17 protein-coding genes are annotated in these 18,966 nt (G+C 57.4%); 6 read left to right on the forward strand and 11 right to left on the reverse strand.

The annotated features are described in order from the left end of the window. Window positions 1-144: 144 nt before the first annotated feature. Window positions 145-804, forward strand: coding sequence for a DUF2238 domain-containing protein (locus AC13E3_RS02800; RefSeq protein ID WP_273156107.1), 660 nt, complete (start codon window positions 145-147; stop codon window positions 802-804). A gap of 114 nt (window positions 805-918) precedes the next feature. Continuing rightward, window positions 919-1,452, forward strand: coding sequence for a pilus assembly FimT family protein (locus AC13E3_RS02805; RefSeq protein ID WP_008172356.1), 534 nt, complete (start codon window positions 919-921; stop codon window positions 1,450-1,452). Window positions 1,453-1,486: 34 nt separating this feature from the next. Here AC13E3_RS02805 and AC13E3_RS02810 read toward each other — a convergent pair whose 3' ends face one another. Further along, window positions 1,487-1,900 (reverse strand): hypothetical protein, encoded by a 414-nt coding sequence (locus AC13E3_RS02810; protein ID WP_008172358.1) that lies wholly within the window; start codon window positions 1,898-1,900, stop codon window positions 1,487-1,489. A 125-nt stretch (window positions 1,901-2,025) separates the two neighbouring features. Here AC13E3_RS02810 and AC13E3_RS02815 point away from each other — a divergent pair, with 125 nt between their 5' ends. After that, entirely contained in the window at window positions 2,026-2,595 is a 570-nt protein-coding gene (locus AC13E3_RS02815; RefSeq protein WP_482901681.1) for an NnrU family protein, read from the forward strand. Window positions 2,596-2,615: 20 nt separating this feature from the next. On the opposite strand, the gene AC13E3_RS02820 is transcribed toward AC13E3_RS02815, so the two are convergent. The 3 genes from AC13E3_RS02820 to AC13E3_RS02830 all read right to left on the reverse strand — a co-directional run bounded on the left by AC13E3_RS02820 (window position 2,616) and on the right by AC13E3_RS02830 (window position 5,344). After that, complete coding sequence (locus AC13E3_RS02820) at window positions 2,616-3,581, reverse strand: zinc-binding metallopeptidase family protein (RefSeq protein WP_062781481.1); 966 nt, start codon at window positions 3,579-3,581, stop codon at window positions 2,616-2,618. A 115-nt stretch (window positions 3,582-3,696) separates the two neighbouring features. Next, window positions 3,697-4,323, reverse strand: coding sequence for an NAD(P)H-dependent oxidoreductase (locus tag AC13E3_RS02825; protein WP_092033325.1), 627 nt, complete (start codon window positions 4,321-4,323; stop codon window positions 3,697-3,699). A gap of 124 nt (window positions 4,324-4,447) precedes the next feature. Then, a complete protein-coding gene (locus AC13E3_RS02830) occupies window positions 4,448-5,344 on the reverse strand; it encodes a LysR family transcriptional regulator (RefSeq protein ID WP_008172363.1) in 897 nt (298 codons plus the stop codon). 122 nt (window positions 5,345-5,466) lie between these two features. Here AC13E3_RS02830 and AC13E3_RS02835 point away from each other — a divergent pair, with 122 nt between their 5' ends. Both AC13E3_RS02835 and AC13E3_RS02840 read left to right on the forward strand, forming a co-directional pair. Next, window positions 5,467-6,384 carry a DMT family transporter gene (locus AC13E3_RS02835; protein ID WP_227497797.1) on the forward strand — a complete coding sequence of 306 codons (918 nt, stop codon included), beginning with the start codon at window positions 5,467-5,469 and terminating at the stop codon, window positions 6,382-6,384. A 121-nt stretch (window positions 6,385-6,505) separates the two neighbouring features. Next, a complete protein-coding gene (locus AC13E3_RS02840; protein WP_482901682.1) occupies window positions 6,506-9,781 on the forward strand; it encodes a carboxyl transferase domain-containing protein in 3,276 nt (1,091 codons plus the stop codon). 9 nt (window positions 9,782-9,790) lie between these two features. Here the strand turns inward: AC13E3_RS02840 and AC13E3_RS02845 are convergent, their stop codons facing one another. The 3 genes from AC13E3_RS02845 to AC13E3_RS02855 all read right to left on the reverse strand — a co-directional run bounded on the left by AC13E3_RS02845 (window position 9,791) and on the right by AC13E3_RS02855 (window position 14,356). Then, the gene (locus AC13E3_RS02845) at window positions 9,791-11,491 is read right to left on the reverse strand and encodes a BamA/TamA family outer membrane protein (protein ID WP_405416916.1); all 1,701 of its coding nucleotides are present in this window, start codon (window positions 11,489-11,491) and stop codon (window positions 9,791-9,793) included. A 52-nt stretch (window positions 11,492-11,543) separates the two neighbouring features. Then, window positions 11,544-13,427, reverse strand: coding sequence for a monovalent cation:proton antiporter-2 (CPA2) family protein (locus tag AC13E3_RS02850; RefSeq protein ID WP_405416918.1), 1,884 nt, complete (start codon window positions 13,425-13,427; stop codon window positions 11,544-11,546). Window positions 13,428-13,495: 68 nt separating this feature from the next. Then, on the reverse strand, window positions 13,496-14,356 hold the full coding sequence (locus AC13E3_RS02855) for a LysR family transcriptional regulator (protein WP_482901683.1): 861 nt from the start codon (window positions 14,354-14,356) through the stop codon (window positions 13,496-13,498). A 191-nt stretch (window positions 14,357-14,547) separates the two neighbouring features. On the opposite strand from AC13E3_RS02855, the gene AC13E3_RS02860 reads away from it, so the two are divergent. After that, the gene (locus AC13E3_RS02860) at window positions 14,548-14,823 is read left to right on the forward strand and encodes a hypothetical protein (protein WP_227519286.1); all 276 of its coding nucleotides are present in this window, start codon (window positions 14,548-14,550) and stop codon (window positions 14,821-14,823) included. Here the strand turns inward: AC13E3_RS02860 and AC13E3_RS02865 are convergent. The 4 genes from AC13E3_RS02865 to AC13E3_RS02880 all read right to left on the reverse strand — a co-directional run bounded on the left by AC13E3_RS02865 (window position 14,820) and on the right by AC13E3_RS02880 (window position 18,868). After that, a complete protein-coding gene (locus AC13E3_RS02865; RefSeq protein WP_482901684.1) occupies window positions 14,820-15,725 on the reverse strand; it encodes a homocysteine S-methyltransferase family protein in 906 nt (301 codons plus the stop codon). The two genes, AC13E3_RS02860 and AC13E3_RS02865, sit on opposite strands and share 4 nt — an antisense overlap. Window positions 15,726-15,735: 10 nt before the next feature. Further along, complete coding sequence (locus AC13E3_RS02870; RefSeq protein ID WP_482901685.1) at window positions 15,736-17,766, reverse strand: alkyl/aryl-sulfatase; 2,031 nt, start codon at window positions 17,764-17,766, stop codon at window positions 15,736-15,738. A gap of 74 nt (window positions 17,767-17,840) precedes the next feature. Beyond that, window positions 17,841-18,164, reverse strand: coding sequence for a hypothetical protein (locus AC13E3_RS02875; RefSeq protein ID WP_062781459.1), 324 nt, complete (start codon window positions 18,162-18,164; stop codon window positions 17,841-17,843). A 101-nt stretch (window positions 18,165-18,265) separates the two neighbouring features. Further along, complete coding sequence (locus tag AC13E3_RS02880; protein ID WP_273156130.1) at window positions 18,266-18,868, reverse strand: pyridoxamine 5'-phosphate oxidase family protein; 603 nt, start codon at window positions 18,866-18,868, stop codon at window positions 18,266-18,268. Between the last annotated feature and the right edge of the window lie 98 nt (window positions 18,869-18,966).

Genomic DNA, 18,966 nt, shown 5'->3' on the forward strand with positions numbered 1-18,966 from the left:
CAGGACAGCACCAAAACTTGTCAGATCCTGCTGAACCATGGATGATTCTTGAGGCGGCCTCTCGTCCAGACTGATCCTACATCCCTATACCAACGCCGTACAACTCATGCAAAAGTGCCGTTTAACCACTCACTTGGGAGACCTATGCGCATTCGCGTAACGCACCAAAGGATTACCATTGCTCTGCAATTGATACTGCTTGGTGAAGCGCTCTTTGCAGTATGGGGCCAACGATGGTTCACCGCATTTCTGACGGCCATGATTATCGCCATCACCTTCTTCCCGTTGCTGTTTGAGCGCCGCTTCAGAATCCACATTCCGCCGGAGTTGCAACTGGCCGCCATAGGGTTTGTGTTTGCTTCCCTGTTTCTCGGAGAGATCCGTGATTACTACACGCGCTTCTGGTGGTGGGATATGGCGCTCCACACCACGTCGGGGTTCCTGCTGGGTATTCTCGGCTTTCTCCTGGTGCACATAATGAACGAGACTGAAAACATTCACGTGCACATGAAACCCGGCTTTGTTGCATTTTTCGCATTCATGTTTGCACTTGGCGTGGGCGCACTATGGGAAATTTTCGAGTTCACCATGGATTCCCTGTTTGGCATGAACATGCAAAAGCCCATGCTTGGTGATCCTTCCGGGCTGACGGATACCATGTGGGACCTGATCGTCGATGCGACCGGGGCACTGGTCATTTCCGTATTAGGCTGGCGCTATCTTAAGAACCCTGACAAACGCTCCTTTCTGGAGCGCTGGATTGATTCTTTTATTGAACGAAATCCGAGGTTTTTCAAACGCTAATGATTCGAAGGAAGCTACATGCAGGTCTGATGGCCCCGTCAGAGAAGGCATGGCTTCATGCCCTGCCAAATGGGATAATGCCTGCAATTTCAAATCCGCCGAACGAAGTCATTCATGTTTCTATCGTATAAGAGCATCCCAGATTCACACGGATTCACCCTGATAGAGCTGGTTCTCGTCATTCTGATACTTGCGGTATTGGCTGCGTTTGCGCTCCCCCGCTTCTCGGACCTCTCCACCGATGCCCGCCTGGCCGCATTGGACTCATTGGCAGGCACGATGCAAAGCACCATCGGAATTGTAAGAAGCAAGGCCTATGCTCAGGGTCTGTCACCTGCAGCAACCAATCCTGGCGGAAATCAGCAGACTGGCTACGTAATAGAAACTGAAGCGGGCCGTTCAGAGGTGGACTGGCGCAACCTTTGCCCTGAAAGCCGAGCCGAGGCTGCGGATTCGCTAACAATGCTGGATTACATCTCGGTGGACGCCAACGATTCCTCGCTCGAAACTTTCGTCAACAACCAGTACACCCGCGCAGGATTCTCCGTGCCTTCAGGATCGGCCCCAGGTCTTCCGGGTTGCTATGTCGAGTACGATTCCTTCGGCGACCCGGAATGCACGGTGACCCAGATAACTTCGGAATGCTGACACCTATCCTGGCGGAAGGTCGTTGTGATATGGCCTACTTTACCAAAACGGACCGGGGCACCAGACACTCCATGGCCGTGAGCGAAACGTCCCGGAATACCGCCTCTGAGGCAACAACGCTCGGGAATCGATCGTAAAGCATCCGCCGACACGTGGAGGTTCGTGCCTCGGCTTTTTTGACGCAATCAGCATGGGCTCTGGTTTCACTGCCCTCGCCAGTGGCGTCTGAGCAGAAGTCCGGAATCTGGGTAAAAATCCAGTCAACTGCAGCACTCAATTCAACCGGATTGGCCCGCAAATTGGTCAGGCGGCTTGCATCGATGGGATCGGGTTGGTCGCGGGTCTGCTCCCAGAGAACAAACAGCAGGGCAGCAGATACCAGTACAACAGTAACCTTGGGAAACTTCATGGGCGCCTTTTCAATCCGGTGAATCAGATCGCCGATCATAAACGCTCAGGCATCTGCTGTCCCGGTTTCCTATACTAATCAGGATTTCACACAAAAGGGCTTTCGACGCAAAGCGCCCTGCCAATCAGGCAACCCTGTCACTTAAGCCAAAAGGAGTTTTGCAAATGACCACACTGATTGTCGGTCTGGTACTGTTTCTCGGCGTGCACTCGCTTTCCATAATTAACGAGCCGCTGCGTAACCGGCTGAACGCGTCCATGGGCGAGGGAGCCTTCAAAGGACTGTATTCCGTGGTGTCCCTCGTCGGTCTGGTTCTGATCGTTTGGGGTTACGGCGCCGCCCGGATGGATCCGACGGTGATCTACATGCCGCCGGCGTGGCTCAAGCACGTGTCATTCCTGCTTCTGGTGCCTGTATTCCCGCTACTGTTCGCCACCTACCTCCCGGGTAAGATCAAGGCAAAACTGAAGCACCCCATGCTCATTGCCGTCAAACTCTGGGCTCTGGCTCACCTTCTGGCGAACGGGATGCTCCACGACCTTCTGCTGTTCGGCTCCTTCCTTGCCTGGGCGGTAGCCGACCGGATCTCCATGAAGCGCAGAACCCAGCGCGCCATCACCACGTTGCCAGCCACCAAAGCCAATGACGTCATTGCGATCGTTGGCGGCCTTGCCGTGTATGTGGTCATGGTGGTGTGGGCCCACCAGTGGCTCTTTGGCGTGTCGCCGGTCTGATTGACCGGCACTCACCTGGACTAGAGGCCCTGGGCCCCGCGGCGCAACCAGTCGTGCACGAACGCAAGCTTGCGCTGCGCCGTTTCGGACAGGACAAACGGGTAGAGGTCAGACAGTCCCATGGAGCGGTTCACATGGTTAACCCGGATGGCCAGTGACGCAGCAACATTGATCAGCATGGCCGTGTCGGGCTCCGAGTAGGGATCCCAACCCTGTCTCGGCACCTCGGGCGAGGTCAGACCGGATGACACCAGGCTGTCGGTGATGTCCGTAAGGTGCAGCAGGTGTGCCGCAGTCTCCGCCCAGTCCTCGTGCGGGTGTGCCGAGGCGTAGCTGGTCAGGTAAAACAGTCGCCAGTCTTGCGGCGGGCCGTTATGGTAGTGATGCTCAAGGGCCGCCGGATAATCGGCGCGTTCATCACCGAACATCTCCCGGAACGCATCCAGAAAGTCTTTACGCAAGCTCAGGCGCCACCAGAGCATGTGGGCGATTTCATGGCGCATATGGCCGACCATGGTTCGATAGGGTTCGTCCAGGGCCTGCCGTCGGGTGGCACGAACCACGGGATCCGCCTCTGCGACGCTGATGGTTACCACGCCGTTCGCGTGCCCCATGGCAACCGGGGTCAGCCCCTCGGCCAACATGTGGAAAACCGGGCGCGTGCCCGGATCCTCAGGGCGAAACCAGTGCCAACGGCCGAGGTTGTCCAGCACCCAGCGCTTGGAGGCTTCTGTCTCGGCCCAATTGGGCATGGCGTTAGGAATATTGGGGTCGGGCGCCAGAGCAGTCATCGCGCAGGAACGACAGAATGCCCCCTGTTCAGGCGCAATCCAGTTGCAGCCGATGATGTCCCGGTTCGCGCAAAAGGGCGGCATCGGAACGAAAGACCTGGCCTGTGGATCGTACGCGACCGGTGTGCCCTGTGCCGTGGTGAGATTGTCAAACCACAGATTTCCGGAACCAACCGGGTTGGAAAAAACCTTCATAGAGCTGGTGCTCCTCTTGAACGGCAGTAAGCTCGAAAATGTGTTGCCGTTCTTCCGAACCTATACCCTATAGACAAGGAACACCAGCCAGACCACCAAATCGACCGGGTATCACTTACACGCTGATCACCATATCGCCGTAATCAAAGCGCACTTTCGGTAAGCCGGAGGTTCGGTCACGGGCACTACGGTAACCCAAAGCAACGATGGCAGTAGTCTCAAGGCCCAGTTTTGCCAGTCCAAGTACGTCATCGTAGGCTTGGTGATCGAAACCGGTCATCGGGCAGCTATCTACTCGCATTGAAGCTGCAGCAGTGAGCAGGGTCCCCAGGGCAATATAGGCCTGCTGGTGCGCCCACACCCGTTTTTCTTCTCGGGATTTGGCTGCAAGCGCCTCTTTCATGTGCGCCACATAGCCGGAGATATCTTGGGCAGGTACGTCGCGGGTTTTCACAAACTGCGTGACATACCTGTCGACCGTGTGGTCACCAATATCCGTTTGCGCCGCAAAAACGATCAAGTGAGAGCAGTCCAACACTTTCTGTTGGCCAAAAGAGTAGGCCAGCAAATCCTGTCGAACCGACTTGCTTTCGACGACCAGAATTTTATAGGGCTGCAGTCCATAAGAAGAGGCGCTCTTGCGAGCCGCATCAACCAGTGTTTCCACCGTATGGGCACCAAGCTTCTCGGGCGAAAATTCACGGACGGCGTAACGCCAGTCCAGGGCTTCGTGAATGTTCATAAAGTTGTCTCCTTCGCGTTGAGGTAGCAACTCTATGGAACTACGAGACCCTGCAAAACGGACAGAATAGAACTACATATTTTCCAGAATGGAAATAGCCAGCAGAAGATCCACGGGATCAGCGCTATTCCCAATAGGGTTTCTTGCCCAGATGTTGGTCCAGATGGTCAAGCAGCAGGCGAACCTTGGTGGGTTGCTTGCGCCCCGGCGGAAACAGGGCAAATACAGTGTAGGGTTTGGGCGGGAAGTCAGGCAGCAGGGGAATCAGTGCGCCTTTTTCAATATCGCCCTGAACCAGAAACCGCGGCAAGAAACCAACGCCGGCCCCCCTCAACAAACTCTGGCGAATCGCCAGGCTGCTGTCCGTTCGATAGTTGCCGCTGACCCTTACCTCCCGATCGCCCAGCTCCCAGACTCTCGGTCTGTCATGCAGTGAAAACGTCAGGCAGTTGTGCTGTGTCAGGTCTTCCGGACCGTGAATCTCCGGGGCACTTTCCAGATACCTCGGCGATGCGCAAACAATGTTTCTGGACGTTCTCAGTGGCCTGGCCATGAGGCTCGAATCGGCCAGGGAGCTTCGAATCCGAATAGCGATGTCTACGCCCTGCTCCACCAGATCGACCATCCGATCGCTGAGCTGCAAATCGATATCGATCTCGGGAAAGCGGTTCAGAAAACTGTCGATAGCCTCTGAGATGTGGGTCAGCCCGAAAGACATTGGCACATTCAGCCTTATTGTCCCCTTTGGCTCCGCCTGAAACCCTCTTGCCTCCAGTTCTGCGTCTTCCAGTTCATCCAAAAGGGCTTGGGTACGCTTGAGAAAGGCAAACCCCGCATCGGTCAGGTTCATTCGGCGAGTGGTTCGGTTGATCAGCCTCGTATCGAGGTCCCGTTCCAGAAAAGCGATGTGTTTGCTGACCGTCGCCGCAGTGATCTCCAGGTCATCCGCAGCCCGGGTAAAACTGCCCAGCTCCGCCACTCGCCTGAAGATGTTCATCGCTACCAGCTTGTCGGTGGCCACTGAACGCTCCTGATTATTTCCGATTTGGAAGAAGTATTGTTCGAATGCGCCCAGTTATCAACTTAATCAATTACGGCAAACTGGCTCACGGTAATGCCCCTCACAACCCGGAGCACTTAGTGATGATAGCCTCTATGCAGCGTTCGCTTTTCCCGCCCCAGGCCGCAGTTTGGGGCCTCCTGCTGGCCAATGGATTCCTGATCGCCTTGATGCTGGCGCTGGCAAAAGCCGCAACATCCCAGGGTATGCCGGCCGTCACTTATGCTTTCTGGCAAACGCTTATTGCAGGATCCGTTCTGCTGGTATTCTCCCAGAAACGCCGCTCTCTGTTGGAACGTCGCCTGAGCCGCTATTTTCTTATCAGCGGTCTGACCGGCATCGCGGTCCCGAATGTCATCGGGTTTTATCTGGTGACAAAACTGGGGGCAGGATTCACGGGCATCATGTATGCCCTGCCACCAATATTTACGTTTCTGATCGCCACTGGCATGGGGCTCGAAAAACGCAGCTGGATCAAACTGGCCGGGCTATCGATTGCGGTCATTGCCTGCGCCTGGATCGTGCTGCAACGTCATTCTGAGATCAGCAGCCCGAACCTTCTCTGGTTCGCCATGGGCCTGATCATCCCAGCCATGCTGTCTATCGGTAACGTCTACCGTTCAGTGGCATGGCCTGATGCAGTAAAGCCCATGGTCCTCGCAGCAGGCACATTGCTGGCTTCAGCTATGACACTTGGTCTGTTTGCAGGTCTGGCTGGGACGCCCATTTTTCCCGTAGGCACAGGATCTTACCTTCTTGGTATTGTCATTCTGCAGGGCCTTTTAACTGCGCTGACCTACCTCTGCGCCTTTGAACTACAGCGTCGCTCCAATCCGGTTTTCTACAGTCAGCTCGGCGCAGTCGCCGCCATGTTCGGGTTACTGATTGGCGTAATCTGGTTCAACGAGCGCTACTCAGTTGGCATCTGGCTTGGCGCCCTCGTGGTTATCCTGGGGCTCCGGATAAGCAACAGAACGAAACCAACGAGCCCTGAAACCTGAGTCATCAAGCGCATTCATAACCAACCCTCAAACAAATTCATTTGCCTGATCCGGATGCCGTTTCTAGGATGGTGGCTTCTGTCGCCCAAAATAAAAATCACACCCCGGGGAACAAGGCACCATGACTTTTCGCTCCGTACTGATTGCCAATCGCGGCGAAATCGCGATCCGCATTGCCCGAGCCTGCAGCGAACTGGGATTGCGGTCTGTGGCCGTATTCTCTGAAGACGACGACGCCAGCCTGCATACCCGTATGGCCGATGAGGCGGTGGCTTTAACGGGCCATGGCGTAAAGGCTTACCTGGATGGAGCGCAACTGATAGAGGTCGCAAAGGCCCATGGCTGCGAGGCGATCCATCCTGGCTACGGATTCCTGGCGGAAAACGCCGGTTTTGCCCGCGCATGCGAACAGGCCGGGCTGATCTTTATTGGCCCTTCGCCCGACGTGTTGGAGGGGTTTGGTGACAAGTCGGCTGCCAGGGCCCTGGCAGAACGCTGCGAGGTTCCCCTGATAAAGGGAATCAACAGATCGGTGAGCCTCACCGAGGCCCGCGCCTTCCTGGACGAGCACGGTCCTCTGATGATCAAAGCGATTGCCGGTGGCGGCGGCCGCGGCATGCGGGCGGTTCACGCCGAAACAGAACTCGAGCAGGCCTTCCAGCGCTGCCAGTCCGAGGCTCAGGCAGCGTTCGGCAACGGCTCACTTTACGTTGAGCAGTTGATCGCTCGGGCAAGGCACATCGAAATCCAGATAGTCGGCGACGGTACCGGAGCCGTCAGTCACCTCTGGGAGCGCGACTGCAGCCTGCAACGGCGAAATCAGAAGCTGATCGAGATTGCACCGAGTCCTTTACTGGACGCCTCGATCCGGGATGACATGATCGACAGCGCCCTGAAACTGGCCGGCGCCGTTAACTACCGTGGTCTCGGCACCTTTGAGTTTCTGGTGGACGAGGACCACCCCGGCCGTTTCTATTTCATGGAAGCCAATCCCCGCATCCAGGTAGAGCACACCATCACCGAGGAGATTACCGGCGTTGATCTCGTTCAAACCCAGCTGCAATTGTTTGGCGGCCAAAGCCTCACTGATCTGGCTCTTGAGTCGCCACCCACCAAGCGGGGCTTCGCGATTCAGGCGCGAATCAACAGCGAAACACTCTACGCCGATGGTCATGCCACCGCCGCTACCGGCACATTGAGCACCTACGAGCCACCGTCTGGCCCGGGTTTACGGGTCGATGGCTACGGTTACGCCGGTTACACCATCAGTCCTTCGTTTGACTCCCTGCTCGCCAAGCTGGTTGCCCATGGCGGCGATTACCCTTCAACACTTCGGCGGCTTTATCGCGCCCTGTGCGAATTCCGGCTAACCGGTGTCAGCAGCAATATTGGTCTGCTGCAAAATCTGGTCCGCCATTCCGGCGTGGAAACCTGGGCTGTTACCACCCGCTTTGTCGAAGACAACCTGAAACACCTGATCCCGGAAGCGACCAAAACCGCTCACCCGCACCTGCACTTTGGCAACGCATCTGCCTCGGCGGTCGACGAAAGCCCGGGCGCCATCGCCGCACCGGCGGGCACCATCGGCATTGAGGCGCCCAGTTCAGGCACGGTTGTCAGTATCGATGTGACACCAGGAGATTCCGTCGCCATCGGCGACCCGGTGGCGGTGCTTGAAGCCATGAAAATGGAGTTTGTGGTCAAGGCAACCAACTCCGGCATCATCCACGCTATTGCCGCAGAACCAGGGACAACGGTGAACGACGGGCAGGCACTGGTCTACCTGGAACCAGCCGACGTCGAGGCCGGCGGCATTCAGAATGAAGAGACGGTTGATTTGGAGTACATCCGGGCCGATCTCGCCGAGGTTCTGGAGCGTCATGACCTGCTGACTGACCAGCGCCGACCGGAGGCGGTCGCAAAGCGGCGTAAAACTGCTCAGCGAACCGCTCGTGAGAACGTTGAAGACCTGCTCGACCCCGACAGCTTCAATGAATACGGAGCTCTTGCACTGGCGGCACAGCGACGCCGACGTTCGGCGGACAAGCTGGCTGAAATGAGCCCGGCGGATGGCCTGATTACCGCCATTGGCACCGTGAACGCGCCGGCATTTGGCCCCGAAGCCGGGCGTTGCGCCACCATGGCCTACGATTACACGGTGTTCGCAGGCACACAGGGGCTGACGAATCACAGCAAGGCAGACCGAATTCTCGCTCTGGCCGAGCAATGGCGAATCCCCCTGGTTCTATTCGCAGAAGGCGGTGGGGGTCGCCCATCCGACACCGACGCCAACGGCGTTTCGTTTCTGGACTGTCATACCTTTGTCGGCATGGCACGGCTCTCCGGCGTCGTGCCCACGCTCGGTATTGTGTCCGGCCGTTGCTATGCGGGCAACGCGGCACTGCTTGGCTGCTGCGACACCATCATTGCCACCAGAGACGCCAATCTGGGGATGGCGGGACCTGCCATGATCGAAGGCGGCGGGCTTGGGCGGTTCAGCCCGGAACAAGTGGGGCCGGTGTCCGTCATGGGGCCCAACGGTGTGATTGATGTCCTGGTCGAGGACGAAACTGAAGCGGTCAGTGTGGCGAAGAAATATTTGTCTTACTTTCAGGGCACGTTGGAAGGCTGGCAGTGCGACGATCAACGACGGCTACGCCACCTGATTCCGGAAAACCGCATGCGGGTCTACGATATCCGTCAGGTTATCGAAACCCTGGCCGATCAGGACAGTGTCCTGGAACTCCGCAGCCAATTTGCGCCAGGCCTGATCACGGCTCTGGTCCGTATTGAAGGTCGTCCCATGGGCCTGATCGCCAACAACCCGGCCCACCTGGGCGGAGCGGTCGATGCCAGCGCAGGTGACAAGGCTGCCCGCTTCATGCAGCTCTGTAATGCCCACAGCCTTCCGATCCTGTCACTGTGTGACACACCGGGCTTCATGGTGGGGCCTGACGCCGAAAAACAGGCCACCATTCGCCACATCTCGCGTATGTTCGTGGCGGCAGCCAAGCTCAGTGTGCCTTTCTTCACCGTGATTCTGCGTAAGGCGTACGGTCTTGGCGCCCAGGCCATGGCAGCGGGCAGCATGCTCACCCCCTTCTTCACGGCCGCCTGGCCCAGCGGTGAGTTCGGGCCCATGGGCTGGGAAGGCGCCGTGCGCCTGGGCTTTGCCAAAGAACTGGCCGCCCAGCCTGATGAGGAATCAAGGCAGAAGATGTTCGATACTCTGGTCGCCAAAGCCTATGAGCAAGGTAAGGCGCTCAACGTGGCCAGTTATCTGGAGATTGATGCGGTGATCGACCCGCAGGAAACGCGGGCGTGGTTGATACGCGGGCTCAGTTCCACTTCCGGCATTCAGTCTGGGGAAGGCGGGAAATTCGTCGATACCTGGTGAGCGGGGGCTCTAGAATTGGCTTCTGCCCCGCAACAGAACCTGAAAATCATCAATACTGTCGTCGCCATCCAGGGGAAAGGCGAAGTCGAGGTGCAGCATACGCTGCACCTCAATGCGGCTGGACGCCAGCCGCATGCCGAAGCCAACATCCTTCAGAACACCTTCGTCCGGCCCACTGTTCCGTTCGTCAGTGAACCAGGCCCGGCCGACGTCGGTGAAGATTACACCACCAACCCGAAACAGCTTGAACGGATGCCAGTCCGGGAAATAGCGCCGCTCCAGGGTCCATAGCAGCCTGCGGTCACCCTGCTGGTATTCGCTGGGATAGCCACGCAGGCCGTTCTCCCCGCCAATCAGCAGTTGCTGATCGGCTGTCAGATTGTGTGCTGCGGTGAACGCGAGATTGGTGTACCAGCTGTTCCAGCGCTCCGAGCCGCCATGGAAGTACTGAACGCTCACTGTGCCCAGCAGGTTTTCCACCCGATCTTCGTCGAGACGGTAGGTGCCGCTCTGGCTGAGGGAATAGCTGGCGTAGTTGGTCTCCGAGGCATGCAGCGCATCCTGGAAATCCATGTTGAGAACCACCCGATCTTCCGTGGCACCCAACCCGCTGCCCGAGTAGCCCAGCTCGGTCCGCCAAACGAAACCGTCCCGCACATCTTCCACCCGCTGGAGCCGGGTCAGGTTGGTCATTTCACGGAAACGGTTCTGGCGGTAATCAAAGCCAATCCAGGGGTAACTCAGGGTCCTGTCTTCCGGGAGAATGTCGAGATCGGGTTCGTTGGGCAAACGGTCGAACATGAGTGCATTGTAGCGGTAGCCGGCGAGCAGCCGCAGTTGCCGATCGTTCCTCTCGGCCAGGCGCTTGCCTCCATCGATACTGAAGAACTCCTGGCTGCGCCGATAATCGGCAATAGCCTCTGCGCCGACATAGCGGGATTCTTCCCTTACGTCATCGATGCCGCTCAACCCAAAACGCCAGTTGGTGGTCTCGCTGAAGAAAGGCCTCTCAAGGTAGGCGCCTCGGCCCCGGCCGTCGCTTCTCTCATCGAACGAGAACCCCGCCTGCCAATGCGAACCCAGTACGTTCGGGTCATCAAAATACAGACTGGTTTCGGTGCGGTCCGGGTCCTTCGCATAGCCGATGCCGAGGCTCTTGCCTGACCCGGCAAAATTGGGATCAGACAACCCGAAGTTGGTGGTATTTTCGCCCCCGGATCGGGATACCCCAACGCTCGGGAACAATGTCCAGGTATCCCTGGTAAGCACGCTTACCTCAACCTCGTTGCCACAAACCCGGGTTACGCCTACCCAGGCAGCGGTCAAATACTCACGCTGGCGCAGCACCCGCTCGGATTCGGAGATAAGCTCGGGCTTGAAGACATCTCCTTCTTCAAACACCAACTGGGCACGCAGGGCGGACTCCCAGGTAGGCGTGTTGAGCGCGTTCAGAGTTCGATAGAGCGCGTTGTCCTGCTCAGGGTCGGTGGTATCAAAGATGGGACGGCGAAGAACTCGGATGCTGGCGATGCGTGCATCCTCGGGAATCACCAGATCGCTCTGGCGGGCCAGCTGATCTCTCGGCTTGTCCAGATCAATGGCTTCCGGCTGGATACTGCTGGCAATACAATCGCCCTGGTCCGATTCGGCGGCCAGGCAGGATCCGGCAAAAACCATTCCCGAGACAACGAGCGTTTTCCTGGAAACCATACTGACCTCACGAGGCGCCCAGACAATAATTTAGCCCAGCGATGCCTCCATGTCAGCGTTCAGGCGGTCTCCAGACAGGGACATCCTCCTGCTTTGGCTCATCCCAATCACTCTGCATGGCACTGCTGAGTGCTTCTTCCAGCTTCATGAATAACTCACCGTAGCGGGGGCTGAACCGGATGCCCTCCTCGATTTCCTTCCAGGCGTCGAACAGCTCATCCTCGTGGGCTTTTTCATTGTCGAGGAAGGCCCAGGTCATCTGACGGGCACGCATCGGGTGCACACCCATGGCGGTCAGGGCATGACCACCGAGCTCAAGTGCCGGATGATAGGTTTCACTCACCACATCATCGGCCCCGGCCTCGCGCAGTCGGTATCCGTGGCCTCTGTCGAAAGCGCGGGCCAGCACCCAGACACCGGGGAAGAACTGCTTCACATGCTCCACCATCTGCACCGAACGGTCACGGTCGTCGATCGCCACGACCAGCAGCCGGGCCTGTTCGATGCCTGCGGTTTCCAGCAAATCCGGGCGACTCGAATCCCCGAAAAAACTTTTGATATTGATCTGCCGTAGGTTCTCGATCTGTTCGATCTCATGGTCCAATGCAACGATGGGAACATTATTGGCCCGCAATAGCCGGCAGACAATCTGGCCGAAACGACCAACACCAGCGACGATAACCGGCGCCTGTTCATCGATGGTATCCGCCTCGCGCTCGTCGTTTTGTGAACGACGATAACGGGGCAACACAATCCGGTCGTACACGATAAACAGCAACGGCGTCAGGAACATCGACAGCGCCACCACCAGTGAGAGGACCTGTGACGTTTCCATGGGAATCACGTTGTTCTGGACACTGTAGGTCAGAAGCACAAAGCCAAACTCACCGGCCTGTGCCAGGGACAACGTAAACAGCCAGCCATTACTGCCATGAACCCGGAACAGCAACGCCAGGCCGAGCAGAATCGCGGCCTTGACTGCGATCACCGCAACCGCAAGTGACACCACCGTACTCCATTGCTCGGACAACACATCGAAGTTGATGCCCGCGCCAACGGTGATGAAGAACAGGCCCAGCAACAGTCCCTTGAACGGTTCGATGTTCGCTTCCAGCTCATGCCGGAATTCACTGTTAGCCAGAACGACACCAGCCAAGAAGGCCCCAAGCGCCGGGGACAGATTTACCAGACTCATCAGGGCCGCAATCCCGATGACCAGCATCAGCGCCGTGGCGGTGAATACTTCACGCAAGCCCGACTGCACCACATAACGAAACAAGGGCCGGCTCAGATAATGGCCGCCAACAATCACGGCACCAACGGCCGCCACCACAACCAGCCCATGAGCCCATCCCGAGAGACTATCGACCATGCTGAGGTGACCTTGCTGGGCGTCGGAACCTGCCGTGGCGTCCATGAGTTCCGGCAGGGCCAGCAAGGGGATAAGGGCGAGCATCGGAATAACAGCGATGTCCTGAAACAGCAAGACGGAGAAAGCACTGCGACCACCTTCGGTTTTGACCAATCCCTTTTCGTTGAGGGTTTGAAGAACAATCGCCGTGGACGACAGAGCAAAGATCAGACCGACCGCAATGGCTGTCTGCCACTGCAGTCCCAACCATGCGGCCACTGCCATGCCTGCAGCCGCCGTCAGCACCACCTGCAGCCCGCCCAGCCCGACCAGGCGCACACGCATGGCCCAGAGCGCCCTGGGGTCGAGTTCCATACCCACCAGGAAGAGCATCATGACCACACCAAACTCGGCAAAATGCTGAATGGTATTGGCTTCCTGCCCTACCAGCCCCGTGACAGGACCAATAACCACACCGGCCACGAGATACCCGAGGATAGAGCCCAGCCCCAGGCGTTTTGCAAGGGGCACAGCGATGACCGCTGCCACCAGGTAGATAAAGGCCTGGACGAAATAAACTGTCATCGATTATTTCCTTGATTCAAAGTCGGGCGGCTAGGGGATATGCGCAATACTATTACCTGCAGCTCCGTTTAGCGTAGACCGAGGAATGCCTCTTTGACATGCGAGGCAAGCGCATCATTAAGGGGATTTGAACCCCGGCGCACCAACGCCAACTGATAGAAGCCGATTTCCGGCAGGCTATCACCGGCAACCTCTTTCAGAGGCGGGCGAATCAGGCTTTGCGGAAACGGGGCCACGGCGAGATCCGCCAGCATAGCGGCCTCCTGACCGGAACAATGCTCACAGGTGTAGGCAATCCTGTAAGGTATACCCGCCTTGTCCAGTGTCCGAAGGGTCATACGCCGCCAGGCACATCCCTCATGGGCCATGGCAATTGGCAGGGGCGAACGCTGGAAGGCTGATGACCCTTCCCGCCCGGCCCAGACCAGCGGTTCCTCGTGCACCACCTCACCGCGGGGAATACGCCCCTCATCGGCCACAGTTACCAGGGTCATATCCAGTTCCCCGGCGTCCAGGCGAGCGAGATTCTGTTTGCTCGAACCAACGACGACATCCACCAGCACGGCGGGATAGGATCTGGCAAATTCTGCCAGAACTTCCGGCAGAATCCGGGTACCCACATCGTCAGACGTGCCAATACCCACTTTCCCCTCAAGGGTTGGCGAAACGAAATACTGCACGGCCTCTTCATTCAGGCGCAGCAATCGGCGCCCATAATCAAGAAGAACCTCACCTTCTGCCGTCAACGTGACGCGCCTGGGTTCGCGAACAAACAGGGTTTTCCCGAGGTTCCGCTCAAGCTGTTTGATCTGCATGCTCAGGGCGGAAGGTGTTCGGTGAACGGCTTTGGCGGCACTGGTAAACGTGCCATGTTCCGCAATGGCAACGAAACTCCGGAGCACATCGTTATCAAGCAGAGGCATGTTCATGGGCGGACCCTACGGATAGATTTATGGCCGGCAACTGCTTTAAGCATAACTGAACAAGATCTTAAATTCTTTTCGTTTGATTGAAGGCAGAGAGAATACCAGAATAGCGGCTGTAGGCACCCGTAGGCGAGTTACAAGACGTCTCCAAACGAGCTGCTGCAAGTCATTTACCAACAGTCGGGGCCGTAGACATGTTGAAGAGCACAGAGCATCAGGCACACTCCGCAATGCAGCCGATCACCTCCTGGATTGAGGGATATTCCAGACGCCAGCAATTCCGCCGTATGGCAGAGTCATTGCTGAAAGAAAAAGATGATACGCTTTCGGATCTTGGCTACGACCGCCATGATCTGGAAGGCGCCTTGCACCTTCCCATCCGGAACGATGCAATGCAATACATCGAGGCACGTCGTTCCAGACGTGCTGTGGAAGCGCGCAGAGCCAAAACTCCTCGGCTCGCAGGCTAAGCGCGCGGCAATTCCGAGAACCGTATCAGGTTATACTCGCCTGTCAGCACATCGGCCAGATGGCTGATGTGCTCGGGCGTGATTTCACAGCAGCCGCCAACAACACCTGCGCCGTCATCCAACCACTGTTTCACCTGAAGCCCATACACCCCGGGTGACACGTCCTGCCTGGCTTCCAGTTCATCCACCAGCGCTCCGCCGGCCATTGGCTCAACTGTTTTGAACGCGTTTGCGTAGCCACCCGTGCAGGGGTAAAGGCCGGCCAGTTCAGCCATTGCCTGCGAAATCACTTCCGGGTCGCAGCAATTGAGCATAATCGCCGTTGGCCCTGACGCCCTCACCGCTTCAACAGCCTCGGGGAGGGCCTCCCCTGACCGGAGCTTGCCATCTGCTTCCAGTCTGAATGCCACTCCAAAGGGTTTGCCTGATTCACTGGCGGCAGCACAGGCGGCTTTCGCCTCCAGCGAGTTGGTCATGGTTTCGATGAGGAAGACGTCCGCCCCACTCTGCAGTTTAACGAGGATGTCGAATTCCGATTTCAGATCCTCGAACGTACGGTCAGGCTGGCTCCGATAGCTTCCGACCAAGGGCGGCAGGCAGCCGGCGATATCAACGTCGGCACCCGTTAACGCGATGGCGCGCTCCAACACCTCGAAAGCCCGTTGATGGATTGCACCAATCTCGTCACCAAGGCCTTCTCTGGCCAGTCGCGTGGGCGTTGCAGCATAGGTGTTCAGTGTCAGGGTACGGGCGCCGGCCCTGATAAAGTCAGCATGGACATCGGTAACCACGTCCGGCTGCTCCCTCATTACCGCCACTGACCAGAGCAGTGACGTAACATTCATGGCCCTGCGGTAGATTTCCTGGCCCAGGCCGCCATCGAGAAGTGCAACAGATTTCATAAAGTACTCATCAGGGTGTAACGATATTGAACCGGCCCTGAGGCTTGTCCAGCATACTGAAAAAGCCTATCAGGTCGAGCCGGCTTCCCTCAAAGCTGATCTCGTCGCTGAACAGAAGTTCCTTCAGCCCCGCACGGCCGATCAACAGATCCACAAACAAAGACCGCGTCAGATTCAATGTGGCGTCAGCGGGAGTGTCCTCATTAACCAGTCGGTTGTGAAGCACGGAATGTTTCAGAGTCAGCAGATAACTTTCCTTGAGATCCGTGAAGGTAATCTTGATGACGGCGCTCTCCCCTTCTGCGTCTTCGGCCTTCAGCCGCACCGCCATGCTGTCGAAGAACAGGGATACCGGCGTGTTCAGCAGCACTTCTCTCATCATCGCCGGTTTGATGCCCTCTTCCGGCGAACCATGGCGCAGCTCGTATGCCCCCGTCAGGTAGAAGTCCCGCCAGGGGGCGGATTCCGCCTGATAGCCAAGCTGGTCATAGACGTTGGCCAGAAGCTGTTTTGCATCGTCATTCCCCGGCTCGGCAAAGACCACCTGATTGAGCAATTCCGCCAGCCACCGGTAGGTGTCGCGCCCTTCGCTAGCCCCCATGGCAGAGGCCGCCTCGAAATCCTCGCGGGCTCTTTCCAGAACCTTTTCAGCGCCCCCCATCATCTGGACATAACGCTGGGCCGAATCACTTTCCGGGAGTGGGTCTAGCTGAGCCGGGTTCGCTGTAAACCACCCCAGGTAGTGCTGATACACCGCTTTGGTGTTGTGAGACACGGTGCCGTAGTACCCCTGGTTATGGAACGCCCGATTCAGCTCCGGCGGTAGCTTGAGCTGATCGGCGATCTCCCGGGGCGTCGCACCCTGGTTCATCAAACGCACCGTCTGATCGTGAATGAACTTGTAGGTATCCCGCTGAACAGCCAGGAAGTCCTGGATATTCTCTTGCCCCCACAGGGGCCAGTGGTGGCTGCCGAAGTAGATATCGGCGTCGGCAAACAGAGTCTTTGCTTCGTCGATAAAGCTGCTCCATAGACGGGCATCCCGAACCTTGGCGCCCCTCAGGGTGTAGATGTTGTGCATATTGCGGCTGACCAGCTCGGCACCGCAAAAGGCCTTTTGTTCGGGGAGGTAGAAGGTGAACTCTGCAGGCGCTTCGGAACCGGAGACAATCTGGAAAATCATCGGAACGCCGTCCACCTCCAGCTCCGTACCGGTTTCGCTGATCAGATCCGTCGCCGGGGCAAAGCCAAAGGTGCCAAAAGCCGGGCCTTTGCCCAGACCGGTGCCTACATGGCCGCGTTCGTCCCGATCCAGACGCTTGCCATACATGAACATGGCCCGGCGTGTCATGGCAGGGCCGGCGATGATGTTCTCGCTGGTTGCCTCCTCCTCAAAGCCCTCTGGCGCGATAATCCGCAGGTTGGTTTTTTCCTCGTCCGAAAGGTGCTGGAGAATGCCCTGCACGCCGCCAAAGTGATCAATGTGGCTGTGGGTAAAGAGAATCGCCCGCACCGGCTTTTCGCCCAGATGTTCTCGAGCAAACAGGAAGGCTTTGCTGGCGGTCTCCCGGGCGGTCAGAGGATCCACCAGGATCCACCCGGTTTCGCCTTCGATGATCGACATGTTCGCCAGGTCGTAACCCCGGATCTGGTAGAGCCCGTCGGTGACCTTGAACAACCCGTGAATGTTGTTGAGGGCAGCCTGGCGCCAGAGGCTTGGATTGACCGAGGCCGGGGCGCTTTCTCCATCCTCGTCGATAAATCCGTAGGCCGGCATGTTCCAGACTTCACCGCCTTCCAGATGATCAATGACCAGTTCAGGGTCCTGGGCAATCAGTCCGCGTCGCGCGTTCTCGAAATCGTCACGGTTATCGAAGGGTCGCTGGTCCAACACATCCCGATTGGCCTGCTCGGTCGTGGCGGTCGGCGCAGTGTGTCCGGCGCTGTTGGCTGCGGAAGAATCAGGACCGGAATCGCAACCCGTCATGACCAGGGTAATGCCCAGCAAAGGAGCGAAAAGAAGCTTTCGGGGTAGTGGCATATGGGGAAACCTTGTCGGTCTATTGTTATTGGTTACTCCAAGTTTACTTCAGGGTGGGCCCGGATCTGTGCAAATTAGCCAAAATACTCCTGAATCCACTCGAACAGTTTGGTGGTTGTCATGTCGTTGAGCGCCATCTGCTGAAAGTCGTTCCCCACTTCGTCTTCAATGGTCACGAACTGGTACAGAAGAGTGCCCGGCTGTTCATCGTGAAGGATCAGCGTAATCCTTCGGCGGGTACGCAGGCAGTCAATGGTCATCACATCCGCCGGTATGCCGGCATCACGCATACCACGGCGCACCTCTACCACCGGATTGATGTGCTGATGGGTTGCCTGGATGCGGGCATGGGCATCGCTGGCAAGGTCGGACAGGGTTTTCAGGGGATCTTCAGACATCGGAAACCTTTTGATGAGACAAACACTCAGTTCTTCCTGATCTCAGAGTAGCACTCAGCCAGGTAGTCTATGAAGGCTCTCACCGCCGGGCACTATCAAAATCAGCCCCCGGCAGGCAGGGTCCCATGCCACACCGGCAACCCCAGATCCTCCGGATCGTCATTCGGACCGCCAGTCCGGCTTTTGAAGGCTCCCTCATCAATTGGGATCCGGAACAGCGCCGTTGCCTTTCTTTCCTTGTTGTTCGGCGCCCTTACCTGCTCCCACCGCCCTGGCTCGATCTGGTTGATGATGGCACGGAACGCGGCATCAAAGGCGGCATGGTCCGTGACCGGCACAGCATGGCCATACAACACCAATGACTCGTAGTTGGCACTGTGGTTGAACGCCGATTTTGTCATCACCCATTCATTTGTCACGGCGAAGGAAATGCAGAGCAATACGCCCGATTCCAGACGCCGGGACAATCGTCCACCATTAAGCGTGTGCACATAGAGGTCGTCGCCCAGTCGCCAGGCCGTGATCGGAATGATGCGAGGCTCGCCATCTTCCACAAATCCGAGATGCGCCGTTTTGAGCCGATCAATCAGCCGGTAGGCTGTTTCCCTGTCATAGCTGGCTCGCTTTACCGCCCTCTGCACCCTGCTGCGTGGACAGGAAGTCAGCGGGGAGGCGTTGGGCCCGGCCAAATCAGTCGTTGTCATCAGAAGCTCCTTTCCGGTCTTGCACTTCACAAAATGTACTTCTATTGAAAGGCACTTCTGATACCATTTAAAGATCCAGATTGTGACTTTTGATAGGA

The sequence above is a fragment of the Marinobacter sp. L-80 genome (assembly GCF_056859395.1).

What these genes read in the sequence shown, in the direction of transcription:
- AC13E3_RS02835 (WP_227497797.1), top strand. Translation starts at nt 5,467, where the DNA reads ATGATAGCCTCTATGCAGCGTTCGCTTTTCCCGCCCCAGGCCGCAGTT.
- AC13E3_RS02880 (WP_273156130.1), bottom strand. Translation starts at nt 18,868, where the DNA reads ATGACAACGACTGATTTGGCCGGGCCCAACGCCTCCCCGCTGACTTCC.
- AC13E3_RS02840 (WP_482901682.1), top strand. Translation starts at nt 6,506, where the DNA reads ATGACTTTTCGCTCCGTACTGATTGCCAATCGCGGCGAAATCGCGATC.
- AC13E3_RS02845 (WP_405416916.1), bottom strand. Translation starts at nt 11,491, where the DNA reads ATGGTTTCCAGGAAAACGCTCGTTGTCTCGGGAATGGTTTTTGCCGGA.
- AC13E3_RS02810 (WP_008172358.1), bottom strand. Translation starts at nt 1,900, where the DNA reads ATGATCGGCGATCTGATTCACCGGATTGAAAAGGCGCCCATGAAGTTT.
- AC13E3_RS02855 (WP_482901683.1), bottom strand. Translation starts at nt 14,356, where the DNA reads ATGAACATGCCTCTGCTTGATAACGATGTGCTCCGGAGTTTCGTTGCC.
- AC13E3_RS02860 (WP_227519286.1), top strand. Translation starts at nt 14,548, where the DNA reads ATGTTGAAGAGCACAGAGCATCAGGCACACTCCGCAATGCAGCCGATC.
- AC13E3_RS02825 (WP_092033325.1), bottom strand. Translation starts at nt 4,323, where the DNA reads ATGAACATTCACGAAGCCCTGGACTGGCGTTACGCCGTCCGTGAATTT.
- AC13E3_RS02820 (WP_062781481.1), bottom strand. Translation starts at nt 3,581, where the DNA reads ATGAAGGTTTTTTCCAACCCGGTTGGTTCCGGAAATCTGTGGTTTGAC.
- AC13E3_RS02805 (WP_008172356.1), top strand. Translation starts at nt 919, where the DNA reads ATGTTTCTATCGTATAAGAGCATCCCAGATTCACACGGATTCACCCTG.
- AC13E3_RS02875 (WP_062781459.1), bottom strand. Translation starts at nt 18,164, where the DNA reads ATGTCTGAAGATCCCCTGAAAACCCTGTCCGACCTTGCCAGCGATGCC.
- AC13E3_RS02865 (WP_482901684.1), bottom strand. Translation starts at nt 15,725, where the DNA reads ATGAAATCTGTTGCACTTCTCGATGGCGGCCTGGGCCAGGAAATCTAC.
- AC13E3_RS02800 (WP_273156107.1), top strand. Translation starts at nt 145, where the DNA reads ATGCGCATTCGCGTAACGCACCAAAGGATTACCATTGCTCTGCAATTG.
- AC13E3_RS02850 (WP_405416918.1), bottom strand. Translation starts at nt 13,427, where the DNA reads ATGACAGTTTATTTCGTCCAGGCCTTTATCTACCTGGTGGCAGCGGTC.
- AC13E3_RS02815 (WP_482901681.1), top strand. Translation starts at nt 2,026, where the DNA reads ATGACCACACTGATTGTCGGTCTGGTACTGTTTCTCGGCGTGCACTCG.
- AC13E3_RS02870 (WP_482901685.1), bottom strand. Translation starts at nt 17,766, where the DNA reads ATGCCACTACCCCGAAAGCTTCTTTTCGCTCCTTTGCTGGGCATTACC.